The sequence below is a fragment of the Microbacterium aurum genome, assembly GCF_016907815.1.
Taxonomy (GTDB): domain Bacteria; phylum Actinomycetota; class Actinomycetes; order Actinomycetales; family Microbacteriaceae; genus Microbacterium; species Microbacterium aurum.
Map to the genome: position 1 here is coordinate 2773995 of NZ_JAFBCQ010000001.1, position 19503 is coordinate 2793497.

Annotated in this window: 15 protein-coding genes and 1 rRNA gene; 2 read left to right on the top strand and 14 right to left on the bottom strand. The window is 68.6% G+C overall.

The features are described from left to right. Positions 1-196: 196 nt before the first annotated feature. Positions 197-1720, bottom strand: a 16S ribosomal RNA gene (locus JOD60_RS13690). A 713-nt stretch (positions 1721-2433) separates the two neighbouring features. Between JOD60_RS13690 and JOD60_RS13695 the strand changes: the two genes are divergently transcribed. Beyond that, positions 2434-3705 carry a CoA transferase gene (locus JOD60_RS13695; protein WP_076691185.1) on the top strand — a complete coding sequence of 424 codons (1272 nt, stop codon included), beginning with the start codon at positions 2434-2436 and terminating at the stop codon, positions 3703-3705. Positions 3706-3780: 75 nt separating this feature from the next. Here the strand turns inward: JOD60_RS13695 and JOD60_RS13700 are convergent, their stop codons facing one another. From JOD60_RS13700 to tyrS, 6 genes are all read right to left on the bottom strand, one after another. Beyond that, positions 3781-4899, bottom strand: a complete 1119-nt coding sequence (locus JOD60_RS13700; RefSeq protein ID WP_076691188.1) for a substrate-binding domain-containing protein — start codon at positions 4897-4899, stop codon at positions 3781-3783. Between the two features lie 47 nt (positions 4900-4946). Further along, a complete protein-coding gene (gene mmsB, locus JOD60_RS13705; protein WP_076691190.1) occupies positions 4947-6287 on the bottom strand; it encodes a multiple monosaccharide ABC transporter permease in 1341 nt (446 codons plus the stop codon). Beyond that, complete coding sequence (gene mmsA / locus JOD60_RS13710; RefSeq protein WP_076691192.1) at positions 6284-7831, bottom strand: multiple monosaccharide ABC transporter ATP-binding protein; 1548 nt, start codon at positions 7829-7831, stop codon at positions 6284-6286. Before mmsA ends, mmsB begins: the two co-directional genes overlap by 4 nt. A 106-nt stretch (positions 7832-7937) precedes the next feature. Then, positions 7938-9017 carry a LacI family DNA-binding transcriptional regulator gene (locus tag JOD60_RS13715; protein ID WP_076691195.1) on the bottom strand — a complete coding sequence of 360 codons (1080 nt, stop codon included), beginning with the start codon at positions 9015-9017 and terminating at the stop codon, positions 7938-7940. 27 nt (positions 9018-9044) lie between these two features. After that, positions 9045-9827: a DUF4184 family protein gene (locus JOD60_RS13720; protein ID WP_076691197.1), complete on the bottom strand. Its 783-nt coding sequence runs from the start codon at positions 9825-9827 to the stop codon at positions 9045-9047. Between the two features lie 8 nt (positions 9828-9835). Beyond that, positions 9836-11146 (bottom strand): tyrosine--tRNA ligase, encoded by a 1311-nt coding sequence (gene tyrS / locus JOD60_RS13725; protein WP_076691198.1) that lies wholly within the window; start codon positions 11144-11146, stop codon positions 9836-9838. Between the two features lie 61 nt (positions 11147-11207). Here tyrS and JOD60_RS13730 point away from each other — a divergent pair, with 61 nt between their 5' ends. After that, a complete protein-coding gene (locus JOD60_RS13730; protein ID WP_076691199.1) occupies positions 11208-11804 on the top strand; it encodes a hypothetical protein in 597 nt (198 codons plus the stop codon). Between the two features lie 77 nt (positions 11805-11881). Here JOD60_RS13730 and JOD60_RS13735 read toward each other — a convergent pair whose 3' ends face one another. From JOD60_RS13735 to argJ, 7 genes are all read right to left on the bottom strand, one after another. Further along, a complete protein-coding gene (locus JOD60_RS13735; protein WP_076691200.1) occupies positions 11882-12532 on the bottom strand; it encodes a SatD family protein in 651 nt (216 codons plus the stop codon). A gap of 91 nt (positions 12533-12623) precedes the next feature. Continuing rightward, the gene (argH, locus tag JOD60_RS13740; protein WP_076691201.1) at positions 12624-14063 is read right to left on the bottom strand and encodes an argininosuccinate lyase; all 1440 of its coding nucleotides are present in this window, start codon (positions 14061-14063) and stop codon (positions 12624-12626) included. A gap of 69 nt (positions 14064-14132) precedes the next feature. Then, positions 14133-15239 (bottom strand): heparan-alpha-glucosaminide N-acetyltransferase domain-containing protein, encoded by a 1107-nt coding sequence (locus tag JOD60_RS13745; RefSeq protein WP_232321620.1) that lies wholly within the window; start codon positions 15237-15239, stop codon positions 14133-14135. 13 nt (positions 15240-15252) lie between these two features. Next, positions 15253-16176 carry an ornithine carbamoyltransferase gene (gene argF / locus JOD60_RS13750; RefSeq protein ID WP_076691202.1) on the bottom strand — a complete coding sequence of 308 codons (924 nt, stop codon included), beginning with the start codon at positions 16174-16176 and terminating at the stop codon, positions 15253-15255. Further along, the gene (locus tag JOD60_RS13755; protein ID WP_076691203.1) at positions 16173-17432 is read right to left on the bottom strand and encodes an acetylornithine transaminase; all 1260 of its coding nucleotides are present in this window, start codon (positions 17430-17432) and stop codon (positions 16173-16175) included. The genes argF and JOD60_RS13755 overlap by 4 nt, the downstream gene beginning before the upstream one ends. Continuing rightward, positions 17429-18349 carry an acetylglutamate kinase gene (gene argB / locus JOD60_RS13760; RefSeq protein WP_076691204.1) on the bottom strand — a complete coding sequence of 307 codons (921 nt, stop codon included), beginning with the start codon at positions 18347-18349 and terminating at the stop codon, positions 17429-17431. The genes JOD60_RS13755 and argB overlap by 4 nt, the downstream gene beginning before the upstream one ends. Beyond that, a complete protein-coding gene (gene argJ / locus JOD60_RS13765) occupies positions 18346-19497 on the bottom strand; it encodes a bifunctional glutamate N-acetyltransferase/amino-acid acetyltransferase ArgJ (protein WP_076691205.1) in 1152 nt (383 codons plus the stop codon). The genes argB and argJ overlap by 4 nt, the downstream gene beginning before the upstream one ends. Positions 19498-19503 lie beyond the last annotated feature (6 nt).

The window sequence follows — 19503 nt, forward strand, 5'->3', positions numbered from 1 at the left end:
CGCGCATCCGGTCCCTCAGGACCCAACAGCGTGCATGTGCTGGCTCTCTCGCCTCGAGCTTTCCAGACCCGAAGGTCGTACTGACTCGAGGATCGATCCTCGGCACCTCGTCAAATGTTCCACCCATGAGCTAACCGGCGAGAACGTTCGTCTCGATCCGGCGCCTGGACACCCGAGGGTGCCAGATGCTCCTTAGAAAGGAGGTGATCCAGCCGCACCTTCCGGTACGGCTACCTTGTTACGACTTAGTCCTAATTACCGATCCCACCTTCGACGGCTCCCTCCACAAGGGTTGGGCCACCGGCTTCAGGTGTTACCGACTTTCATGACTTGACGGGCGGTGTGTACAAGACCCGGGAACGTATTCACCGCAGCGTTGCTGATCTGCGATTACTAGCGACTCCGACTTCATGAGGTCGAGTTGCAGACCTCAATCCGAACTGGGACCGGCTTTTTGGGATTCGCTCCACCTTACGGTATTGCAGCCCTTTGTACCGGCCATTGTAGCATGCGTGAAGCCCAAGACATAAGGGGCATGATGATTTGACGTCATCCCCACCTTCCTCCGAGTTGACCCCGGCAGTATTCCATGAGTTCCCACCATTACGTGCTGGCAACATAGAACGAGGGTTGCGCTCGTTGCGGGACTTAACCCAACATCTCACGACACGAGCTGACGACAACCATGCACCACCTGTTTACGAGTGTCCAAAGAGTTGACCATTTCTGGCCCGTTCTCGTATATGTCAAGCCTTGGTAAGGTTCTTCGCGTTGCATCGAATTAATCCGCATGCTCCGCCGCTTGTGCGGGTCCCCGTCAATTCCTTTGAGTTTTAGCCTTGCGGCCGTACTCCCCAGGCGGGGAACTTAATGCGTTAGCTGCGTCACGGAATCCGTGGAATGGACCCCACAACTAGTTCCCAACGTTTACGGGGTGGACTACCAGGGTATCTAAGCCTGTTTGCTCCCCACCCTTTCGCTCCTCAGCGTCAGTTACGGCCCAGAGATCTGCCTTCGCCATCGGTGTTCCTCCTGATATCTGCGCATTCCACCGCTACACCAGGAATTCCAATCTCCCCTACCGCACTCTAGTCTGCCCGTACCCACTGCAGGCTGGAGGTTGAGCCTCCAGTTTTCACAGCAGACGCGACAAACCGCCTACGAGCTCTTTACGCCCAATAATTCCGGATAACGCTTGCACCCTACGTATTACCGCGGCTGCTGGCACGTAGTTAGCCGGTGCTTTTTCTGCAGGTACCGTCACTTTCGCTTCTTCCCTGCTAAAAGAGGTTTACAACCCGAAGGCCGTCGTCCCTCACGCGGCGTTGCTGCATCAGGCTTGCGCCCATTGTGCAATATTCCCCACTGCTGCCTCCCGTAGGAGTCTGGGCCGTGTCTCAGTCCCAGTGTGGCCGGTCACCCTCTCAGGCCGGCTACCCGTCGACGCCTTGGTGAGCCGTTACCTCACCAACAAGCTGATAGGCCGCGAGCTCATCCTTGACCGAAGTTCTTTCCAGCTGCTGAAGATGCCTTCGCAGCTCGTATCCGGTATTAGACGCCGTTTCCAGCGCTTATCCCAGAGTCAAGGGCAGATTGCTCACGTGTTACTCACCCGTTCGCCACTGATCCAGCAGAGCAAGCTCCGCTTTCACCGTTCGACTTGCATGTGTTAAGCACGCCGCCAGCGTTCATCCTGAGCCAGGATCAAACTCTCCGTAAAGAAATGTTGCCGCGATCAGCCGGAAATTGACTGAAGCAGCGAGTTTGATCTGACCAAAGGGATGTCATTACTGACTTCCGTTGCCGGCACCGAAAGTGCCGGACTTTGATCCAAAGGAATCTCATTCAACCGAGGTTGAATCGAGGTTTTTTGGCATTTGACAAGTGCACGCTGTTGAGTTCTCAAGGATCGGATGCTCCTGCCGTTCAGCCTCTCGGCCTCCCCTGCAGGGCAACTTCTCTATCTTATACTTCGTGTTTCGCTTGTCAAATCGGCGTTTCTGACGAAGTCAGGATACGATGACGCGCATCTCACGAAGCTAGATCGGCTCCCCGTCGTTTCGGCTTCAAGCCAGCCCGGCGGGCAACTTCTCTATCTTATCCCTTCTCGCTCTGCCTGTCAAGTCGGCCGCTGTGACTGTTTCTGTCGTCTCCAGCAGCACTCATTCACGGCGGTGAGGAGTGGGATCCCATCCTAGACCAGAAGGTCTTGTTCTCTCTACGAGAGGTTTGGGATGGGGTGGTTCTCCGCTTGAGGGGGCGAGGCCTTCCGGCCCTTCGCTCTTCCCTGTGGGGCGAACAAGTAATAAGTTACCTGACTCCGGGGCATCCGGCAAGTCCGGCTCGCATCCCGGGCGTGTCGCGTCGTGATCGCCGCCCCGTCTGGCCTGATCGCGCCGGGAAAACAGGCCGTCGTGCGCGTAGCGTGAGCCCATGGCCGCTCCCGTCCCCCTCCCCGCGCGCACCGACGTCGCCGCTCTCGCGATGCGCGCCGTCACGCGCGCGAGCGCGGCCGCCGCCGCGCTCGCGCGGGCGGATGCAGGCGTGACCGTGAATGCCGATCGCGTCGCCGTCGCCTACACGAGTGAGCGGTGGCTGCGTGTCGACGGCCGCGCTCCGGTCGCGTTCGCTCCCCTGTCGGGCTTCTTCCCCACTTCCGACGCCTACGTGCGCACGCATGCCAACTACCCGCATCACCGCGCCGCGCTGCTGCGGGCGCTCGGCATGCCCGACATCTCCGACGATCGCGCTGGTCGGGACGCGCTGGCCGCGGTGCTCCGTACCCGCAGCGCGCACTCCGCGGCATCCGCGATCACGGCAGCCGGTGGACTCTGTGTCATCGTCCGCGCCGAGGCGCCCCGCGCCGACGCAGCGCTCCGACGAGCGCCCCTCGTCGAGATCGAGCGCGTGGGCGCGGGACCGGTCAAGCTGTTGCCCGATCCGAGGGTCGACGCTCCCCTGCGCGGCATCCGCGTTCTCGATCTGACGCGCGTCATCGCCGGACCCGTCGCGACGCGGACGCTGGCGTTGCTGGGGGCCGAGGTATTGCGCATCGATCCCCCGCGGCTCCCCGAGCTGGCGCACCAGCACCTCGACACCGGTCACGGCAAGAGGTCGGCGCTGCTGGACCTGTCCTCCCCCGCGGGCCGCTCGCGCGGGGAGGAACTGCTGAGCGGCGCCGACGTCATCGCGCTGGGATATCGTCCCGCGGCCCTGGCTGCGCTCGGTCTGTCGCCGGAGGCGATCGCGGCGCGGCATCCGGGCGTCGTCGTGCTGCAGTTGACGGCGTGGGGCGAGCCCGACAGGCGCGGCTTCGACAGTCTCGTGCAGGCGGACAGCGGCATCGCCGTCCTCGAGGGCGACGACGCCGCGCCCGGCGCGCTTCCCGCGCAGGCACTCGACCACAGCGCGGGCTATCTGCTGGCCTCCGCGGCGATGGACCTCCTCGGTCGTCGCAGTCGTGAGGGCGGATCATGGCTCGCATCGACGTCGCTGCGTCGGATCGCCGCCGAGCTGCTGGGCCTGCCGCGGACGCCGGAGAAGACTCCCCTGCACCCCCTCGCGGATGCGGCAGGTCACACTCAGGACTTCATCGTGGACGGCGTCCGCATCACGACCGCAGCCCCTGCGGTGTCCTACCCCGGCGGCCCGACCGCCTTCGCCGCGCCGCGCCCGTGGGGACGCGACGAGCCGGCGTGGGCGTGACCGCCGGCATCCGCCCCGCCACGCGAACGGCCCCCGCTCCGGAGAGCGGGGGCCGTCGTGCTGCGTGCGCGCTGCTTACTGGGCAGCCTTCACGATCTCGAGGAGGTTCGGGTTGTTGGCGTACGCCTCGGCCGCGTTCTCCTTGGTGACGATCACCGGGTCGAGCAGGTACGCGGGCACGACCTTCACGCCGTTGTCGTACTGCTCGGTGTCGTTGACGTCGACCTCTTCACCCTTCTGGAGCTGCTGGATCATCTTGATCGTCTGCGCCACGAGGAGCGAGGTGTCCTTGTTGATCGTCGAGTACTGCTCACCGGCCATGATCGACTTGACCGACTCGACCTCCGAGTCCTGACCCGTCACGGTGAACGTCGCGATGTCCTTGCCTGCGCCCTTCACCGACGTGATGATGGCGCGGGCGAGGGTGTCGTTGGGTGACAGGACGCCGTCGATCGATCCGTCGGCATAGTTGGCCGTCATGAGCGAGTCCATCCGGCTCTGCGCGTTCTCGGCCTTCCAGCCCTGCGTGGCCGTCTGCGCGATGTCGGTCTGACCCGACTTCACGACCAGCGTGCCGTCGTCGATCTTCGGCTGCAGGACGCTCATCGCGCCGTTGAAGAACACCGCGGAGTTGGCGTCGTCAGGCGAACCCGAGAACAGCTCGATGTTCCACGGCGCGGCGTGACCCGAGCGGGCGGCGAGGCCGTCGAGCAGGGCCTGGCCCTGCAGCTCGCCGACCTTGTAGTTGTCGAAGGCGACGTAATAGTCGACGTTCGGCGTGTTCTCGATCAGGCGGTCGTACGCGATGATCTTGACGCCGGCGTCCGCAGCCTGCTGCAGCTGGGTGCCCAGCTGCTTGCCGTCCTTGGCGCCGATGACGATGACCTTCGCCCCGTTGGTGATCATCGACGAGATCTGGTTCTGCTGCTCGGCGACGGTGTTCGACGCGGGCGCGTACTGGACGTCCGCCTTGAAGCCGGCCTCCTCGAGTCCGTCCTTGAACAGGTCGCCCGCGAGGACCCAGTTCTCCGAGGTCTTGTCCGGCAGGGCGATGCCGATCGACGCGTCGGCGGCGAAGCCGGCGGCCGCGCTCTCGGAGGCGTCGCCGCCCGTGCGTCCGGAGCCGGAGCAGCCGGTCAGTGCGAGAGCCGTGACGGCGGCCAAGGAGGCTGCCGCAAGAGCGATTCTCTTCATTGATTCATCACTTTCTCTGGTGAGGGTGAGACGAGGCGGTCTCGTGCCTACCCCTTGGGGAGGTCGGCCGGTTGGCTCGACTCGTTCGTACCCGACGTCGGGATGACGGCGGGGACAGGTATGGCGATCTCGGCACTTCGATCGCGGCGACGCATGAGCAGGCCGCTGATGGACGGGCCGCCGCGGCGCTTGCTCATGACGTCGACGGCGACGGCGAGCAGAAGCACGAGGCCCTTCGTGATCTGGATCGCGTCGGCGCCGGCGCCGATCAGTTGCAGACCGTTGTTGAGGAACGCCATGACGAGGCCACCGATGATCGAGCCGATCACCGTTCCGATGCCGCCGGAGACGGCCGCGCCGCCGATGAAGACCGCGGCGATGGCATCCAGCTCCCAGCCGTTGCCGTCCTGCGGCCCCGACGCCGTCGCGCGGCCGATGTAGATCATTCCGGCGACCGCGGCGAGCACCGACATGTTCATCATGACGAAGAAGTCGATGCGCCGATCCTTGACGCCGGAGAGGCTCGCCGCGAGACGGTTGCCGCCGACGGCGTAGATGTGGCGACCGAACACCGTGCGGTTCGTCACGAACGAGTAGATCACCACGAGGACGAGCAGGATCACTCCCGAGATCGGGAAGCTCGTGCCGGGGCGGCCGGTCGCGAACAGCCACGCCGCCCACAGGATCACGGCGGAGAGGATGACGACCTTCACGACCGACACCCACACCGGCGCCGTGTCGCTGTCGATCTTGCGCTGCTGGCGGCGCAGACGCACCTCGTTGTAGATGATCCACGCGACGCCGATGAGTCCGAGCACCATCGTCAGGACGTTGAACTCGAGCGGCAGCGGGAGCTCGGGCAGGTATCCGGCGCCGATGAATCCGTACTCCGGGGGAACGGGAATGGTGGTCGACTGCCCGATCCACTGATTTCCGCCGCGGAAGATGAGCATGCCGGCCAGCGTGACGATGAACGCCGGGACGCCGACGTATGCGACCCAGAAGCCCTGCCAGGCACCCACGAGCGCACCGACGATAAGGCCGATGCCGATCGCGAGGGGCCAGGGCATGTTCCACTCGCTCATCGACTTGGCGACGATGATGCCGACGAAGGCCGCGACCGAACCGACCGACAGGTCGATGTGGCCCATGATGATGACCATCACCATGCCGATCGCGAGGATCAGGATGTACGACTGCTGACTCACGACGTTGATGAGGTTCTGCGGCGAAAGGGTCGTGCCGCCGGTCCAGATCTGGAAGACGATGATGATGATGATGAGCGAGCCGAGGATGCCGAACTGACGCCCTGTCGACCCCGAGCCGAACATCTTGCGCAGGTCGGAGAGTCCGCCCTTGCTCTTCGCGGTCTGAGTGGTGTCGGTCATGCTTTCGCCTTCGGTCGGGAGGAGGTCATGCTGCGCATGAGGTTTTCGGGGGTGGCTTCGGATGCGGGGATGTCATCGGTGATCTGCCCCTCGAAGACCGTGTAGATCCGGTCGGCGATGCCGAGGAGCTCGGGCAGTTCGCTGGAGATGAGGATCACGCCTTTCCCCTGCGCCGCGAGCTGCTGGATGATCGTGTAGATCTCGTACTTCGCCCCGACGTCGATGCCGCGCGTCGGCTCGTCGAGGATCAGCAGGTCGGGGTCGGTGAACATCCACTTCGCCAGGACGACCTTCTGCTGATTGCCGCCGGAGAGCTTCGCGACGCCGACGTCGACGCTCGGAGTCTTGATGCGCAGACGCTTGCGGTAGTCCTCGGCGATGTCGTTCTCGGCATACGGATCCACGACGCCGCGACGGGCGATCTTGCTGAGCTTGGCTGCGACGATCGATCGCTTGATGGTGTCGAGGAGGTTGAGGCCGAGTACCTTGCGGTCTTCGCTCACGTAGGCCATGCCGTGGTCGATCGCGGACTTGACGTCCTTGATGGCGACCTCGTTGCCGTCGATGAGGATCTGACCCGACTCGTAGATGCCGTAGGAGCGGCCGAACAGGCTCATGGCGAGTTCGGTGCGCCCCGCCCCCATGAGTCCCGCGATGCCGACGATCTCGCCGCGGCGCACGAAGAGGTTGGAGTGTTTCGCCACGAGGCGCTCGGGCACCTGCGGGTGGCGCACCGTCCAGTCGCGCACCTCGAAGAACACGTCGCCGATGTGCGGCGTCCGGTCGGGGAAGCGACTTGCGAGCGACCGGCCGACCATGCCGCGGATGATGCGGTCCTCGTCGACGCCGCCCGCCGACACATCGAGGGTCTCGATCGTGCGGCCGTCGCGGATGATGGTGATCGAGTCGGCGATCTGCTCGATCTCGTTGAGCTTGTGGCTGATGATGATCGATGTGATCCCCTTGCCCTTGAGCGAGAGGATGAGGTCGAGCAGGTGCTGCGAGTCGTCTTCGTTGAGCGCCGCAGTCGGCTCGTCGAGGATCAGGAGTTTGACCTCCTTGGCGAGGGCTTTCGCGATCTCGACGAGCTGCTGCTTGCCGACGCCCAGGTGCTTGATCTGCGTGTCGGGGTCGTCGCGCAGCCCGACGCGGGCGAGCAGGTCGACGGCGCGCATGCGCGCCTCGGACCAGTCGATGACGCCGCCGTGCGCGATCTCGTTGCCGAGGAAGATGTTCTCGGTGATCGACAGCTCCGGGATGAGCGCGAGCTCCTGGTGGATGATCGCGATGCCCGCCTGCTCGCTCGCGCGGATGTCCTTGAACTCGACGACCTGGCCGCGGAAGAAGATCTCGCCGCTGTAGGTGCCGTAGGGGTACACGCCGGAGAGCACCTTCATCAGCGTGGATTTGCCGGCGCCGTTCTCTCCGCAGATCGCGTGGACCTCGCCGGCCGCGACGGTGATCGACACGTCACTGAGGGCCTTGACCCCGGGGAACTCCTTCGTGATGGAGCGCATCTCCAGGATGGGCATTGCGTCCGTCATCGGCCGCGACCTCCTCGTCTTCACGATGTGACCGTTCACATCGCTTGAACATCGTGCACCCTCCGGGCCGCGCTGTCAATTGCGCGTCTGCGCCGTTACCGAAGTGTCACATTCGGTGCGCGACCGGACCCGCCGCCGAGTCGCGCACGACCAGACGCGGCGCGACCTCGGGTTCCGCGCGCGGGGCTCCCGCGGCATCCGACGACGCGTCGTTCCCGCCGATGGCCGCGAGCAGCGCCCCCACCGCGCGCTCCCCCAGACCGGCGAAGTTCTGATGCACCGTGGTCAGCGGCGGCCAGCCGTGCCGGGCCAGCGGGATGTCGTCGAACCCGACGACACTCAGTTGCCGGGGCAGCTCGAGGCCGATATCGCGGAAGCCGTGCAAGAGCCCCAGCGCCATCTCGTCGTTGGCCGCGAACACCGCCGTGAAATCGAGTCGCCGCGACAGCTCGAGCGCGGCGCGATAGCCGAAGTCGGCCGTCCAGTCACCGAGAATCGGGGGCCGCGTCGGGAGGTCGGCGTCCGAGAGGGCATGCAGGTAGCCGCGCATGCGACTTTCCGCCTCGATCCAGTCCTGCGGGCCGGCCACGTGGACGATCTCCACATGGCCGAGACCGATGAGGTGCTCGGTAGCCAGTCGCGCGCCGTGCACCTGGTCTTCGGCGATCTCGGCGATGCCGCGTTGCGCCGTGTGCAGCCCGAGGTGCGGGATGCCGATGTCGAGTTCTTCCAGCACATCGAAGACACGGACTTGCGGCGCATGCACGACGATCCCCTCCACGGCCTGTCGGCGCAGATGGTCGACGGCAGCGCGGATCGCCTCGGGGCGCGTGTCGCCGAGGTAGGCGGAGGTGACCCAGTACCCGCGTGCGCGGGCGGCATCCTCGAGCGCCGCGAGGCTCGAGGTCGGGCCGTACTCGCCGCGCGAACCCAGGATGACGCCGATCGTTCGGGAGCGACTGGTGACGAGCGCCCTGGCCGCCTGATTGGGGCGGTAGCGCAGCTCGGCCATCGCATCCAGCACGCGCTGCTTGGTCTCGGGGCGGATCGAGGGGTGCCCGTTCAAGACGCGCGAGACCGTCTGGTACGAGACATCCGCGGCGCGCGCGACATCGCGGATACTCGCGGTGCGCGTCCGCTCCTCGCCTGTGGACACAGTGCCCTCGCCTTCGATGTGCACGTTCACATTACCGCGCGGCGCTGCGAACGACGATCAGCGGGCGCCGCGCCGCCGGACCGCCACCGCGAGGCACAGCACGATCGTCAGCGCACCCCAGACCGCACATGCCGGCGGGAGCATGCGATAGGCAAGGTGCTGCGCCGTCCACGAAGGCGTCAGAGGACCGTATGCGGCGAGGCCGATTCCCCACGCCGCCACCAGCACGACGGGAAGCGACACCCACCACGCGACCCTCATCCAGCCGGGGAGAGCGCGGGTGACGGATGCCGCCGGTCGCCGCCGCGCGAGCCAGCGCGCCCCGCAGAGGGCCAGGATCACGAGGGCCAGGAGGCTCGAGCCGTGCTGCAGCCACTTGTAGCCGGCGAGCGGCCCCCACTGCTCGTCCAGTGCCGGCACGAGGCGCACACCCCAGCGCCCCTCGTGCGTGAAGGCGTCCCACACGATGTGCGTCACGACGCCCAGCAGCAGCGAGACGGCGATCCAGAGCGCGGCTACGGCGGCAGGGCGCTCCCGCGCGATCTCGCGCCAGGTCGCGCGCGGACCGGCATCCCACTCCCCCGGCAGGCGACGGGCGAGCGCGTCGGGCGACAGTTCGCGCACCGCGGGTCGCAGCAGCCCGTACCAGAGCACGAGGAGGGCGAGCGCGAGCAGGCCGGACAGCAGCAGGTTGGTGTGCGTCGCCTGATAGCTCAACGGCGTGCCACGGAGGAACAGCGGCAGGTCGGGCGTCATCGCGCCGATCGCGATCGCCGCCGGCAGCAGCGGCGTGCGCACGAACAGCAGCGCGACGACGGCGTGCGAGGGAGTGAACGGCATCCGTCGGGTCAGGCGCCCGTGACGAACAGACCCGCGAGGGTCTTCTTGCCGCGACGCAGCACCGACACACCGCCGGGAAGCGTGCCCGCGACGGTCGCTGCCTCGTCCTCGACCTTGGCGCCGTCGAGCGACACCCCGCCCTGCGCGATCGCGCGGCGCGCCTCGGACAGGCTCGCGACCAGGCCCGTGTCGACGAGCGCCTGCACGACCGGTGTGCCCGGCGCGACCTCGGCGTGCGGCAGCTCCTCGAGCGCGCTGCGCAGCGTCTGCGCGTCGAGCACGGTGGGGTCACCACTGCCGAAGAGCGCCTCGGATGCCGCGATGACCGCCTCCGCGGCATCCGCACCGTGGACGAAGGTCGTCACCTCGAGGGCGAGTCGCTTCTGCGCGGCGCGACGGAACGGCTCGGACGCGACCAACGCGGCGTACTCCTCGATCTCAGCGCGCGTGAGGAACGTGAAGATCTTCAGGCGGTCCACGACGTCGGCATCCGCCGTCGACAGCCAGAACTGGTACATGCGGTACGGACTGCACATCGCTGCGTCCAGCCAGATCGCGTTGCCCTCGCTCTTGCCGAACTTGGTGCCGTCGCTGTTCGTGATCAGCGGCGTGCCGATCGCGTGGACGCTGGCGCCCTCGACGCGATGGATCAGATCCGTGCCGCTCGTGAGATTTCCCCACTGGTCGCTGCCGCCGGTCTGCAGAACGCAGTCGTACTGGCGGTAAAGCTCCAGGTAGTCGAGCCCCTGCAGGATCTGGTAGCTGAACTCGGTGTAGCTGATGCCGGCCTCGGAGTTGAGCCGGGCGCTGACGGCATCCTTCTTGAGCATCGTGCCGACGCGGTAGTGCTTGCCGATCTCACGCAGGAAGTCGATTGCCGACAGCGGCGCCGTCCAGTCGAGGTTGTTGACCATGCGGGCCGCGTTGTCGCCCTCGAAACTCAGGAACCGCTCGACCTGCGCACGGAGGTATCCGACCCACTCGGCGACGGTGTCCTTCGTATTGAGCGTGCGCTCCGCGGTGGGCCGAGGGTCGCCGATCAGCCCGGTCGAGCCACCGACGAGACCCAGCGGCTTGTGCCCGGCCAGCTGCAGCCGGCGCAGCAGCAGCAGCTGCACGAGGTTGCCCAGGTGCAGGCTCGGCGCGGTCGGGTCGAAGCCGCAGTAATACGTGATCGGGCCGCCCGCCAGCAGGGCGCGCAGCGCCTCCTGATCGGTGGACACATGCACCAGGCCACGCCACACGATCTCGTCCCAGACGTTCTCGAACGACGGGTCGTTGGCGGGCGCCAGAGCGCTCACAGCGACGGTTTCAGACACGCGGTCCAGGCTATCAGCGGCGGGCACGGCCCCCGTCCGAGGGCCGTGCCAGACTGACGCCATGGACATCCAGGCCGAGGCGATCACCATCGCCGTGCTGACGATCTTCCTGTACCTCGCGCTGTGCGCCGCGCTCGTGCTCGTCACGGTGGCGTTGCGCACGCCGGCGGCCGCACCGCTCGGCGTCGCGGGCGGACTGGTCGTGCTGTGCCTCATCGTCGTGGCGGTGCTGCCGTACGACGTGCCAGTGCTGTTCGGCGCCGTCCTCGCCGTCCTCGGCACGGCGCTCGCGACGCTCGGCGGCAACCCGTTCACCCGGTGGATCCTCGGCGTCGCCGACGGCGGGCGCACGGTGGAGGGGCCTCGCGGCGGCATCCTGGTCGAGCTCATGGCGGACAGCGCCGCGGCGACCCCGCCTCGGCAGGAGGAGATCCTGCGCGGGGGCACCACGATCGGCTATCTCGAACGCGCGTCGGTGACCCTCGGCATCCTCGCCGGCTTCCCCGGCGTCGGCGCCGTGGTCGTGGCGCTCAAGGGCGTCGGCCGGTTCACGGAGCTCGCCACCCCCGCCGCACGCGAGCGGTTCATCGTCGGCACGATGGCGAGCCTGCTGTGGGCGTGCGCGGTGGCCGGTGTCATCCGGCTCGCGATCTGGTGACGCAGCTCGAGTCTCAGGCGCTGCCCGGCACGCGCGCGACGGGGTCTCAGCCGCTGCGGCATGCGCAGCGCGGGGTCTCAGGCGCTCCCCGGCATGGCGCCGAGCGCGCGCAGCCCTTCGATGAGGGCCGCGCCGTCCGCTGTCGCCAGCGCCTGGGACACCGCCGGCTGGGTGATCCCCTCGGCATCCGCCAACTCGCGCTGGGTGCGTCCCTCCCAGCGCCCGCGGACGAGGCGCCGGGTGCGAGGAGTGAGCTGAGCGATCGCGCGGTCGCGCACCAGCAGCCCGGCATTGGCGACCCGCACCAGCTCGGCAACCTCCGCGGGGGCCTCGTCTGGGGCGGCGACCCAGGTGCGCGCGCTCGGGGCGGCACGACGCGCGAGGCGCTCGACGTGCTCGATCGCCGCGCGGGCCGCCCACCACGCCTCCCCCTCCGACAGCGGACCCGCCGCCGACGGGATGGACTGGATCTCGCCGAGGCCGATGCCGAATCGCAGTTCGATCGTCTCGGGCAGGGTGAGCTGGAGGAGCAACGTCGCCGCCAGGGCTCCTGCGAGATCGGGATACACCCCCTGCAGCTCGTCGCCCACGGTCGGGAGCATGGCACGCACAGCCCGGGGCCCCGCTGCCGCAAGGTCGGCGAGCGCCGCGTCGAGCGCGCGCTGCGCCGCGACACGGTCCTCGAGCTCACGCGAGCCGACGATATCGGCGATGACGGCGGCGACCACGACATCAGTCTTCCACTGATGTCACAGTAGGATCAAGCTTTTCCTCATAAGTCCGATTCGAGAAGCTCGGGACTTATTGCTTTCAACGAGTTCAGCCAGCGTCACCGCGCAGCGCATGCAGCGCCGCCTGCGCGCGGGCGATGAGCTCGGCGCGTTGCTCCGCCACCCTGACCCCGGCCGTGCCGCCGACGCCGGTGCGGCTCGCCACCGAACCCTCGATCGACAGGACGTCACGGACCGCCGGCACCAGGTGTGCGGAGACCTGCGCGAGCAGCGCGTCGTCGGCATCCTCGAGCCCGATCCCCCGCTCTTCACAGGCGCGCACCAGCGCGCCCGAGATCTCATGCGCATCGCGGAACGGCACGCCCTGCTTCACGAGCCACTCGGCCACGTCGGTCGCGAGGGAGAAACCCGCCGGGGCGAGCTCGGCCATCCGGTCGGTGTCGAAGCGGAGAGTCGCGATCATGCCGGCGAAGGCGGGCAGCACGACCTCGAGGGTCGCGACGGAATCGAAGACCGGCTCCTTGTCCTCCTGCAGGTCGCGGTTGTACGCGAGCGGCAGCGCCTTGAGCGTGGCGAGCAGACCCGACAGGTTGCCGATGAGGCGCCCCGCCTTGCCGCGGGCGAGCTCGGCGATGTCGGGGTTCTTCTTCTGCGGCATGATGCTGGAGCCCGTGGAGTAGCCGTCGTCGAGCGTGACGAAGCCGAACTCGCGGGTGTTCCAGATGATGACGTCCTCAGCGAAGCGCGAGATGTCGACCGCGATCATCGCCGCGATGAAGGCGAACTCCGCCACGACGTCGCGCGAACTCGTGCCATCGAGCGAGTTCTCCGCGGGTCGCGCGAGACCCAGCCGGTCAGCGACGAGCTGCGGATCGAGGCCGAGGGTGGCGCCGGCGAGCGCTCCCCCGCCATACGGTGACACCGCGGCGCGGGTCGACCAGTCGCGCAGGCGCTCCAGGTCGCGCACGAGCGGCCAAGCGTGCGCCTGGAGGTGATGGGCCAGCAGGATCGGCTGGGCGTGCTGCAGGTGGGTGCGGCCGGGCATGATCGCCGTGGGGTGCGCCTCGGCCTGGGCGACGATCGCGTCGATGACCCGCAGGATGTCGCGGGCGATGACGGCGGCGTGGTCGAGCAGGTACAGCCGCACGAGCGTCGCGATCTGGTCGTTGCGGCTGCGGCCGGCGCGGAGCCGACCACCGAGGTCGGGTCCGACCTCGGCGATGAGGGCGGCCTCCAGCGCGCCGTGCACGTCTTCATCGCCCGGCTGCGCGACGAGCGTTCCGTCGGCGACCGCGGCGGACAGCGCGTCGAGGCCGGCGTGCATGCGCCGCTCCTCGTCGGGGGTGAGGTATCCCGCGGCGGCGAGCGCCGCGGCGTGGGCGTGCGACCCGGCGATGTCATAGGGCGCCAGCACCCAGTCGAAGTGCGTGGAGCGGCTCAGCGCCGCCAGCTCCGGCGCGGGCCCGGAGGCGAAGCGGGCGCCCCACAGCGCGCCCTCGTTGGTGCCGTCGTGCTTCGTGTCGCTCACCGCACCAGCCTACCGACGGCCGTGGGGCGGGTTGGCGGGGTGGGTTCCGCGCCGCGGCACGCCCCATGTTCAGGGCGCGACGCGACGCGCGACCCACCCCAGCAGCCGCTCCAGCGGTCCACGGCCAAGCAACAGCGCCCACGCGGTGCACGCCGCGAGCGTCACCAGCACGAACGGCCAGAACGGCTGCAGGGCGCGGAAACCCAGGAGGTCTCCCGTGTCGCCGAGCACCGCCGCCGCGATGAGCGCCCACGCGACGAGCTGGCCCACGTAGGCCGTCAGCGGCATCGACCCGACGGCGCGCAGCGGCAGCAATACGCCGTTCGCGCGGGTGCGGCACAGCAGCACACACGCCCCGATGGTCGCCAGCGCGCCCCCACCGGATCCGATGACCTCGAGCAGCCCACCGGAGTGCGCGTCGTCGGCGAGCACCTGCCCGAGAATGCTCCGCGGGTCGAGGGCGGCGAGGGCCGGCACGGCGGATGCCGCGGCCGCCGCGATCGCCGCGACAAGGCCACCCGCGGTCAGCAGCCACGCGGTCCGTCGCGAGCGCAGGTCCGCGCGCCCGGCGGCCATCCCCGCGACGACGAATGCCGACCACAGTGGGAAGGGGTAGTGCCAGCCGAGGATCAGAGCGAGGTCGCCGCCCGTCTCGCCCTCCCACACCGGCAGGGCGTTCAGCCACGGCAGCAACCAAGGCACGACCAGGGCGATGACGGCCGCGATGATCCACAGCATCCGCGCGGACAGGCGCAGGAGCGGCAGCGCGATGAGGAACAGCAGCGCGTACGCGGGCAGGATGACGTACACCGGCACGCCCGTCGAGATCAGCAGCGCGCCGATCACCCACAGCAGAATGGCGCGCACCACCAGCCGCCGCCGCGCCGTGCTGAGCGCCGCGCCGTCGATCGGGCGCGCTCCCCCGGTCACGAGCGCGATCGACACCCCGGCGAGCGTCGCGAACAGGATCGACGAGCGCCCGTTCGCGACATCGATCCAGGTCGCCGGGTCGGCGGGATCGAACGGCGCGATCGTCAGCAGGTGCGCCGCGAACATCCCGAGCACGGCGAGGCCGCGCGCCAGATCCACACCAGGGATACGACCGGGGATGCGACCGGCGATGCGGCCGTGGCCGCTCCGCAGGATGCCGGTGTCTCGCTGCGCTCGCTCGCTCACCGTCCGGGCGGCCTCACTGCTGACGCAGCAGCCAGACGAGCAGCGCCTTCTGCGCGTGCAGCCGGTTCTCGGCCTCGTCCCACACGACGCTCTGCGGTCCGTCGATGACCTCGGCGTCCACCTCGTAGCCGCGGTCGGCCGGCAGGCAGTGGATGAAGACGGCACCGGCATCCGCCAGCCCCATCGTCTCGGTCGTCACCTTGTACGGGCCGAGGTCGCGCAGGCGCTTGGCCTTCTCCTCCTCCTTGCCCATCGACACCCACGTGTCGGTGACGATGACATCGGCACCCGCGGCGGCCTCGAGCGGATCGGTGTAGAGCGTGACCGATCCCCCGGTCTGTGCCGCGATGCGGTCGGCATCGGCGACGACGTCCTCCCGCGGTGCGTACTCGGCGGGCGAGGCGACGCGCACGTGCATGCCCGCCGTGACCCCGGCGAGCACGTACGAGTGCCCCATGTTCGACTTGCCGTCGCCGAAGAACGCGAGGGTGAGACCCGTCAGCTCCCCCTTGTGCTCTCGGATGGTGAGGAGATCCGCCAACAGCTGGCAGGGGTGGAAGTCGTCGCTGAGCGCGTTGACGACCGGGACGGTCGTGCCGCGTGCCATCTCCTCCAGACCCGCCTGCGCGTAGGTGCGCCACACGATGGCCGCCACCTGGCGCTCCAGCACCCGCGCGGTGTCGGAGGGGGTCTCCTTGCCGCCGAGCTGGCTGTTGGCGGTCGAGATGATCAGGGGCGAGCCGCCGAGGTCGGCGATCCCGACCGCAAAGGACACCCGCGTGCGGGTAGAGCTCTTGTCGAAGATGACGGCGACCGTCTGCGGGCCCTCGAGGGGCTTGAGCTTCCAGCGGTCCTTCTTGAGCGCGACCGCGAGGTCGAGGATCTCCGCCTGTTCGGCGGGGCTCAGGTCGTCGTCGCGCAGCAGGTGGCGGGTCACTTCTTCTCCTCGGGGGTCTCGTCGAGCACGAGCGCGTCCTCGACGGTGCGCAGCGCGCGGGTGAACAGGTCGATGAACTCGTCGATCTCGACATCGCCGATCGTGAGCGCCGGCGCGATCCGCACCGTCGCGTCGTTGGCGGCGTTGACGATGAGTCCGTGCTGCTGCGCCGCGGCGACGACGGCGCCGGCGACCGGATGCCGCAGGCTAACGCCGATGAGAAGGCCCCGACCCCGGCATCCATCGACCAGGGACGACCCGATCGCGTCGATCGCTTCACGCAGCTGATCGCCGCGGACGGCGGCGTTCTCCACGAGCCCGGCCCGCTCGATCTCACCGAGAACGGCCGTCGAGACCGCGGTGGCGAGGGCGTTGCCGCCGAAGGTCGAACCGTGCGTCCCAGGATAGAACAGCTCGCTGGCCGCGCCGAACGTGATGAGCGCGCCGATCGGGAAGCCGCCGCCGATGCCTTTGGCGACCGTGATCGCGTCGGGGGTGATGCCCTCGTGCTGGAACGCGAACCACGCACCGGTGCGGCCGGCGCCGGTCTGGATCTCATCGACGATCAGGAGCGCGCCGTGGCGGGAGGCCAGCTCCCGCGCCGCAGCGAGGAACCCGTCGGGCAGCGGGATGACCCCGGCCTCCCCCTTGATCGGCTCCACGAACAGCGCCGCCACGCGGTCGTCGATCGCCTCCTCCAGCGCCTCGACGGTGGAGTCGATGAACTCCACGCCCGGCACCATCGGGACGAACGGCGCCTGCATGTACGGCTTGCCGGTGAGGGCGAGCGTGCCCATCGTGCGGCCGTGGAAGGCGTCCTTCAGGGCGAGGATGCGGGGGCGCCCGGCGCCGCCGTCCTTCGCCGCGCCGTGCAGTCGCGCGAGTTTGAACGCCGCCTCGTTGGCCTCGGCGCCCGAGTTGCCGAAGTAGACGCGTCCGGCCGGGCCGGTGCCGGCCAAGCGCTTCAGCTGTGCCGCCAGGGCCAGCTGCGGCGGTGTCGCGAAGAAGTTCGACACGTGCGCGAGCGTCGCCGCCTGCGTGGCGACGGCGTCGACGAAGACCGGATGCGCGTGGCCGAGCGAGGTCACCGCGATCCCGGCCAGGAAGTCGAGGTAGCGCTTGCCATCGGCATCCCACAGCGACGACCCCTCGCCGCGCACGAACAGCGCGTACCGGTCGGAGACGTTGTGGACGAGGTCGCGCGCGGCGTCGTCCTGCCAGTGCGTCTGGATCACCTGTTCCGCTGCGCCGCTCATCCGGCCACCACCTCTGTTCCGATTCCCTGTTCCGTGAAGATCTCCACCAGCACCGAGTGCGGCTGGCGGCCGTCGATGATCGCCGCCGTGTCGACGCCGCCGTCGACGGCGTCGAGGCACGCCTGCATCTTCGGGATCATGCCCGACTCCAGCCGCGGCAGCATGGCGCGCAGCTCGTCCGCCGTCAGGTGCGAGACGAGCGAGTCGCGGTTCGGCCAGTCCGCGTAGAGTCCCGGCACGTCGGTGAGGACGACGAGCTTCGTCGCGTCGAGCGCGATCGCGAGTGCCGCGGCCGCGGCATCCGCGTTCACGTTGAGCGAGTGCCCCGGGTTGTCGAGGTCCGGCGCGATCGAGGACACCACGGGAATGCGGCCGGCGGCCAGCTGGTCGAGCACCGGCTGCGGGTCGACGGCGACGACGTCGCCCACCGCGCCCAGGTCGTGTTCGGTGCCGTCGATGACGACGCCGCGGCGGCGGCCGTGGAACAGTCCCGCATCCTCCCCCGACAGGCCCGCCGCGAAGGGGCCGTACGCGTTGATGCGGGCGACCAGTTGCGGGTTGACCTGACCGGTCAGCACCATGCGCACGACGCTCATCGCCTCCGTCGAGGTGACCCGGTAGCCGCCCTTGAACTCGCTGGGGATCGACAGCCGGTCGAGCATCTGCGAGATCTGCGGGCCGCCGCCGTGCACGACGACGGGCTTCACCCCCACGAACCGCAGGTAGGCGATGTCCTGGGCGAAGGCGTCCTGCAGTTCCTCGGACACCATGGCGTTGCCGCCGTACTTGACGACGATGATCTGGTCGCGGAACCGCTGCAGCCACGGCAGCGACTCGATGAGCACGGCGGCCTTCTCGGCCGCCTGCTCGGGCGTCGTGTGCTGGAGGTTCTCGGGCGAGACGGCACTGTCGCTCACGAGGAGTACGCGCTGTTCTCGTGGACGTAGTCGTGCGTCAGATCGTTCGTGTAGATCGTGGCGGATGCCGTGCCGGCCTTCAGATCGATCAGCACGCTCGTCGACCGCGGCGTCAGGTCGACCTCCTCGCGGGGGCGATCGGGCGCGCCCGCGCTGCACAGGCGCACGCCGTTGAAGCTGACATCCACCTCGTAGGGGTCGAAGGATGCCGACGTCGTGCCGATCGCCGCGAGCACCCGTCCCCAGTTCGGGTCGTTGCCGAAGATCGCCACCTTGAAGAGGTTGTTGCGCGCGACGGAGCGCCCCACCGCGACGGCGTCCTCCTCCGTCGCCGCCCCGACCACCTGGATGTCGATGTCGTGGCTCGCGCCCTCGGCATCCGCCTGCAGCTGCACGGCGAGGTCGGTGCACACGGCGGTGAGCGCGGCGCGGAACGCCTCCGCATCGGGCGTCACGCCCGAGGCGCCGCTGACCATGAGGGTCACCTGGTCGTTCGTCGACATGCAGCCGTCCGAGTCGAGCCGGTCGAAGCTCACGCGCGTCGCGGCGCGCAGGTGCGCATCGGCGTCTGCGGCGGTGAGGACGGCGTCCGTGGTGATCACGACGAGCATCGTCGCGAGGCCCGGCGCGAGCATGCCGGCGCCCTTCGCCATGGCGCCGATCGTCCAGCCGTCGCCCTGGTGGACCGACTCCTTCGCGACGGAGTCGGTCGTCATGATCGCGCGGGCCGCGTCGCCGCCGCCGGTCGCGCTGAGGTGGGCGATCGCGTCTTCCGTGCCGGCGAGGACCTTGGCGCGAAACACCTCGTCGCCCGTGCCGATGAGACCCGTCGAGCAGACCAGGACGTCTCCTGCGCCGACGCCCAGCAGCTCCGCGGCACGCTCGGCCGTCTGGTGCGTGGTCTGGAAGCCGAAGCTGCCGGTGAAGCAGTTCGCACCGCCGGAGTTCAGCACGATCGCCTCGACCGTGCCGTCGGCAATCACCTGCTGCGACCACAGGATCGGGTTGGCCTTGGCCCGGTTGCTCGTGAAGAGGGCCGCGCCGACGGTGAGCGGGCCGCGGTTGACGACGACGGCGACATCGGCCTTGCCGGTGGACTTCAGCCCGGCGGCGACGCCGGCCGCCTCGAACCCCTGCGGGGCCGTCACTCCTGT

What these genes read in the sequence shown, in the direction of transcription:
- mmsB (WP_076691190.1), bottom strand. Translation starts at nt 6,287, where the DNA reads ATGACCGACACCACTCAGACCGCGAAGAGCAAGGGCGGACTCTCCGAC.
- mmsA (WP_076691192.1), bottom strand. Translation starts at nt 7,831, where the DNA reads ATGACGGACGCAATGCCCATCCTGGAGATGCGCTCCATCACGAAGGAG.
- JOD60_RS13700 (WP_076691188.1), bottom strand. Translation starts at nt 4,899, where the DNA reads ATGAAGAGAATCGCTCTTGCGGCAGCCTCCTTGGCCGCCGTCACGGCT.
- JOD60_RS13755 (WP_076691203.1), bottom strand. Translation starts at nt 17,432, where the DNA reads ATGAGCGGCGCAGCGGAACAGGTGATCCAGACGCACTGGCAGGACGAC.
- JOD60_RS13730 (WP_076691199.1), top strand. Translation starts at nt 11,208, where the DNA reads ATGGACATCCAGGCCGAGGCGATCACCATCGCCGTGCTGACGATCTTC.
- JOD60_RS13720 (WP_076691197.1), bottom strand. Translation starts at nt 9,827, where the DNA reads ATGCCGTTCACTCCCTCGCACGCCGTCGTCGCGCTGCTGTTCGTGCGC.
- JOD60_RS13695 (WP_076691185.1), top strand. Translation starts at nt 2,434, where the DNA reads ATGGCCGCTCCCGTCCCCCTCCCCGCGCGCACCGACGTCGCCGCTCTC.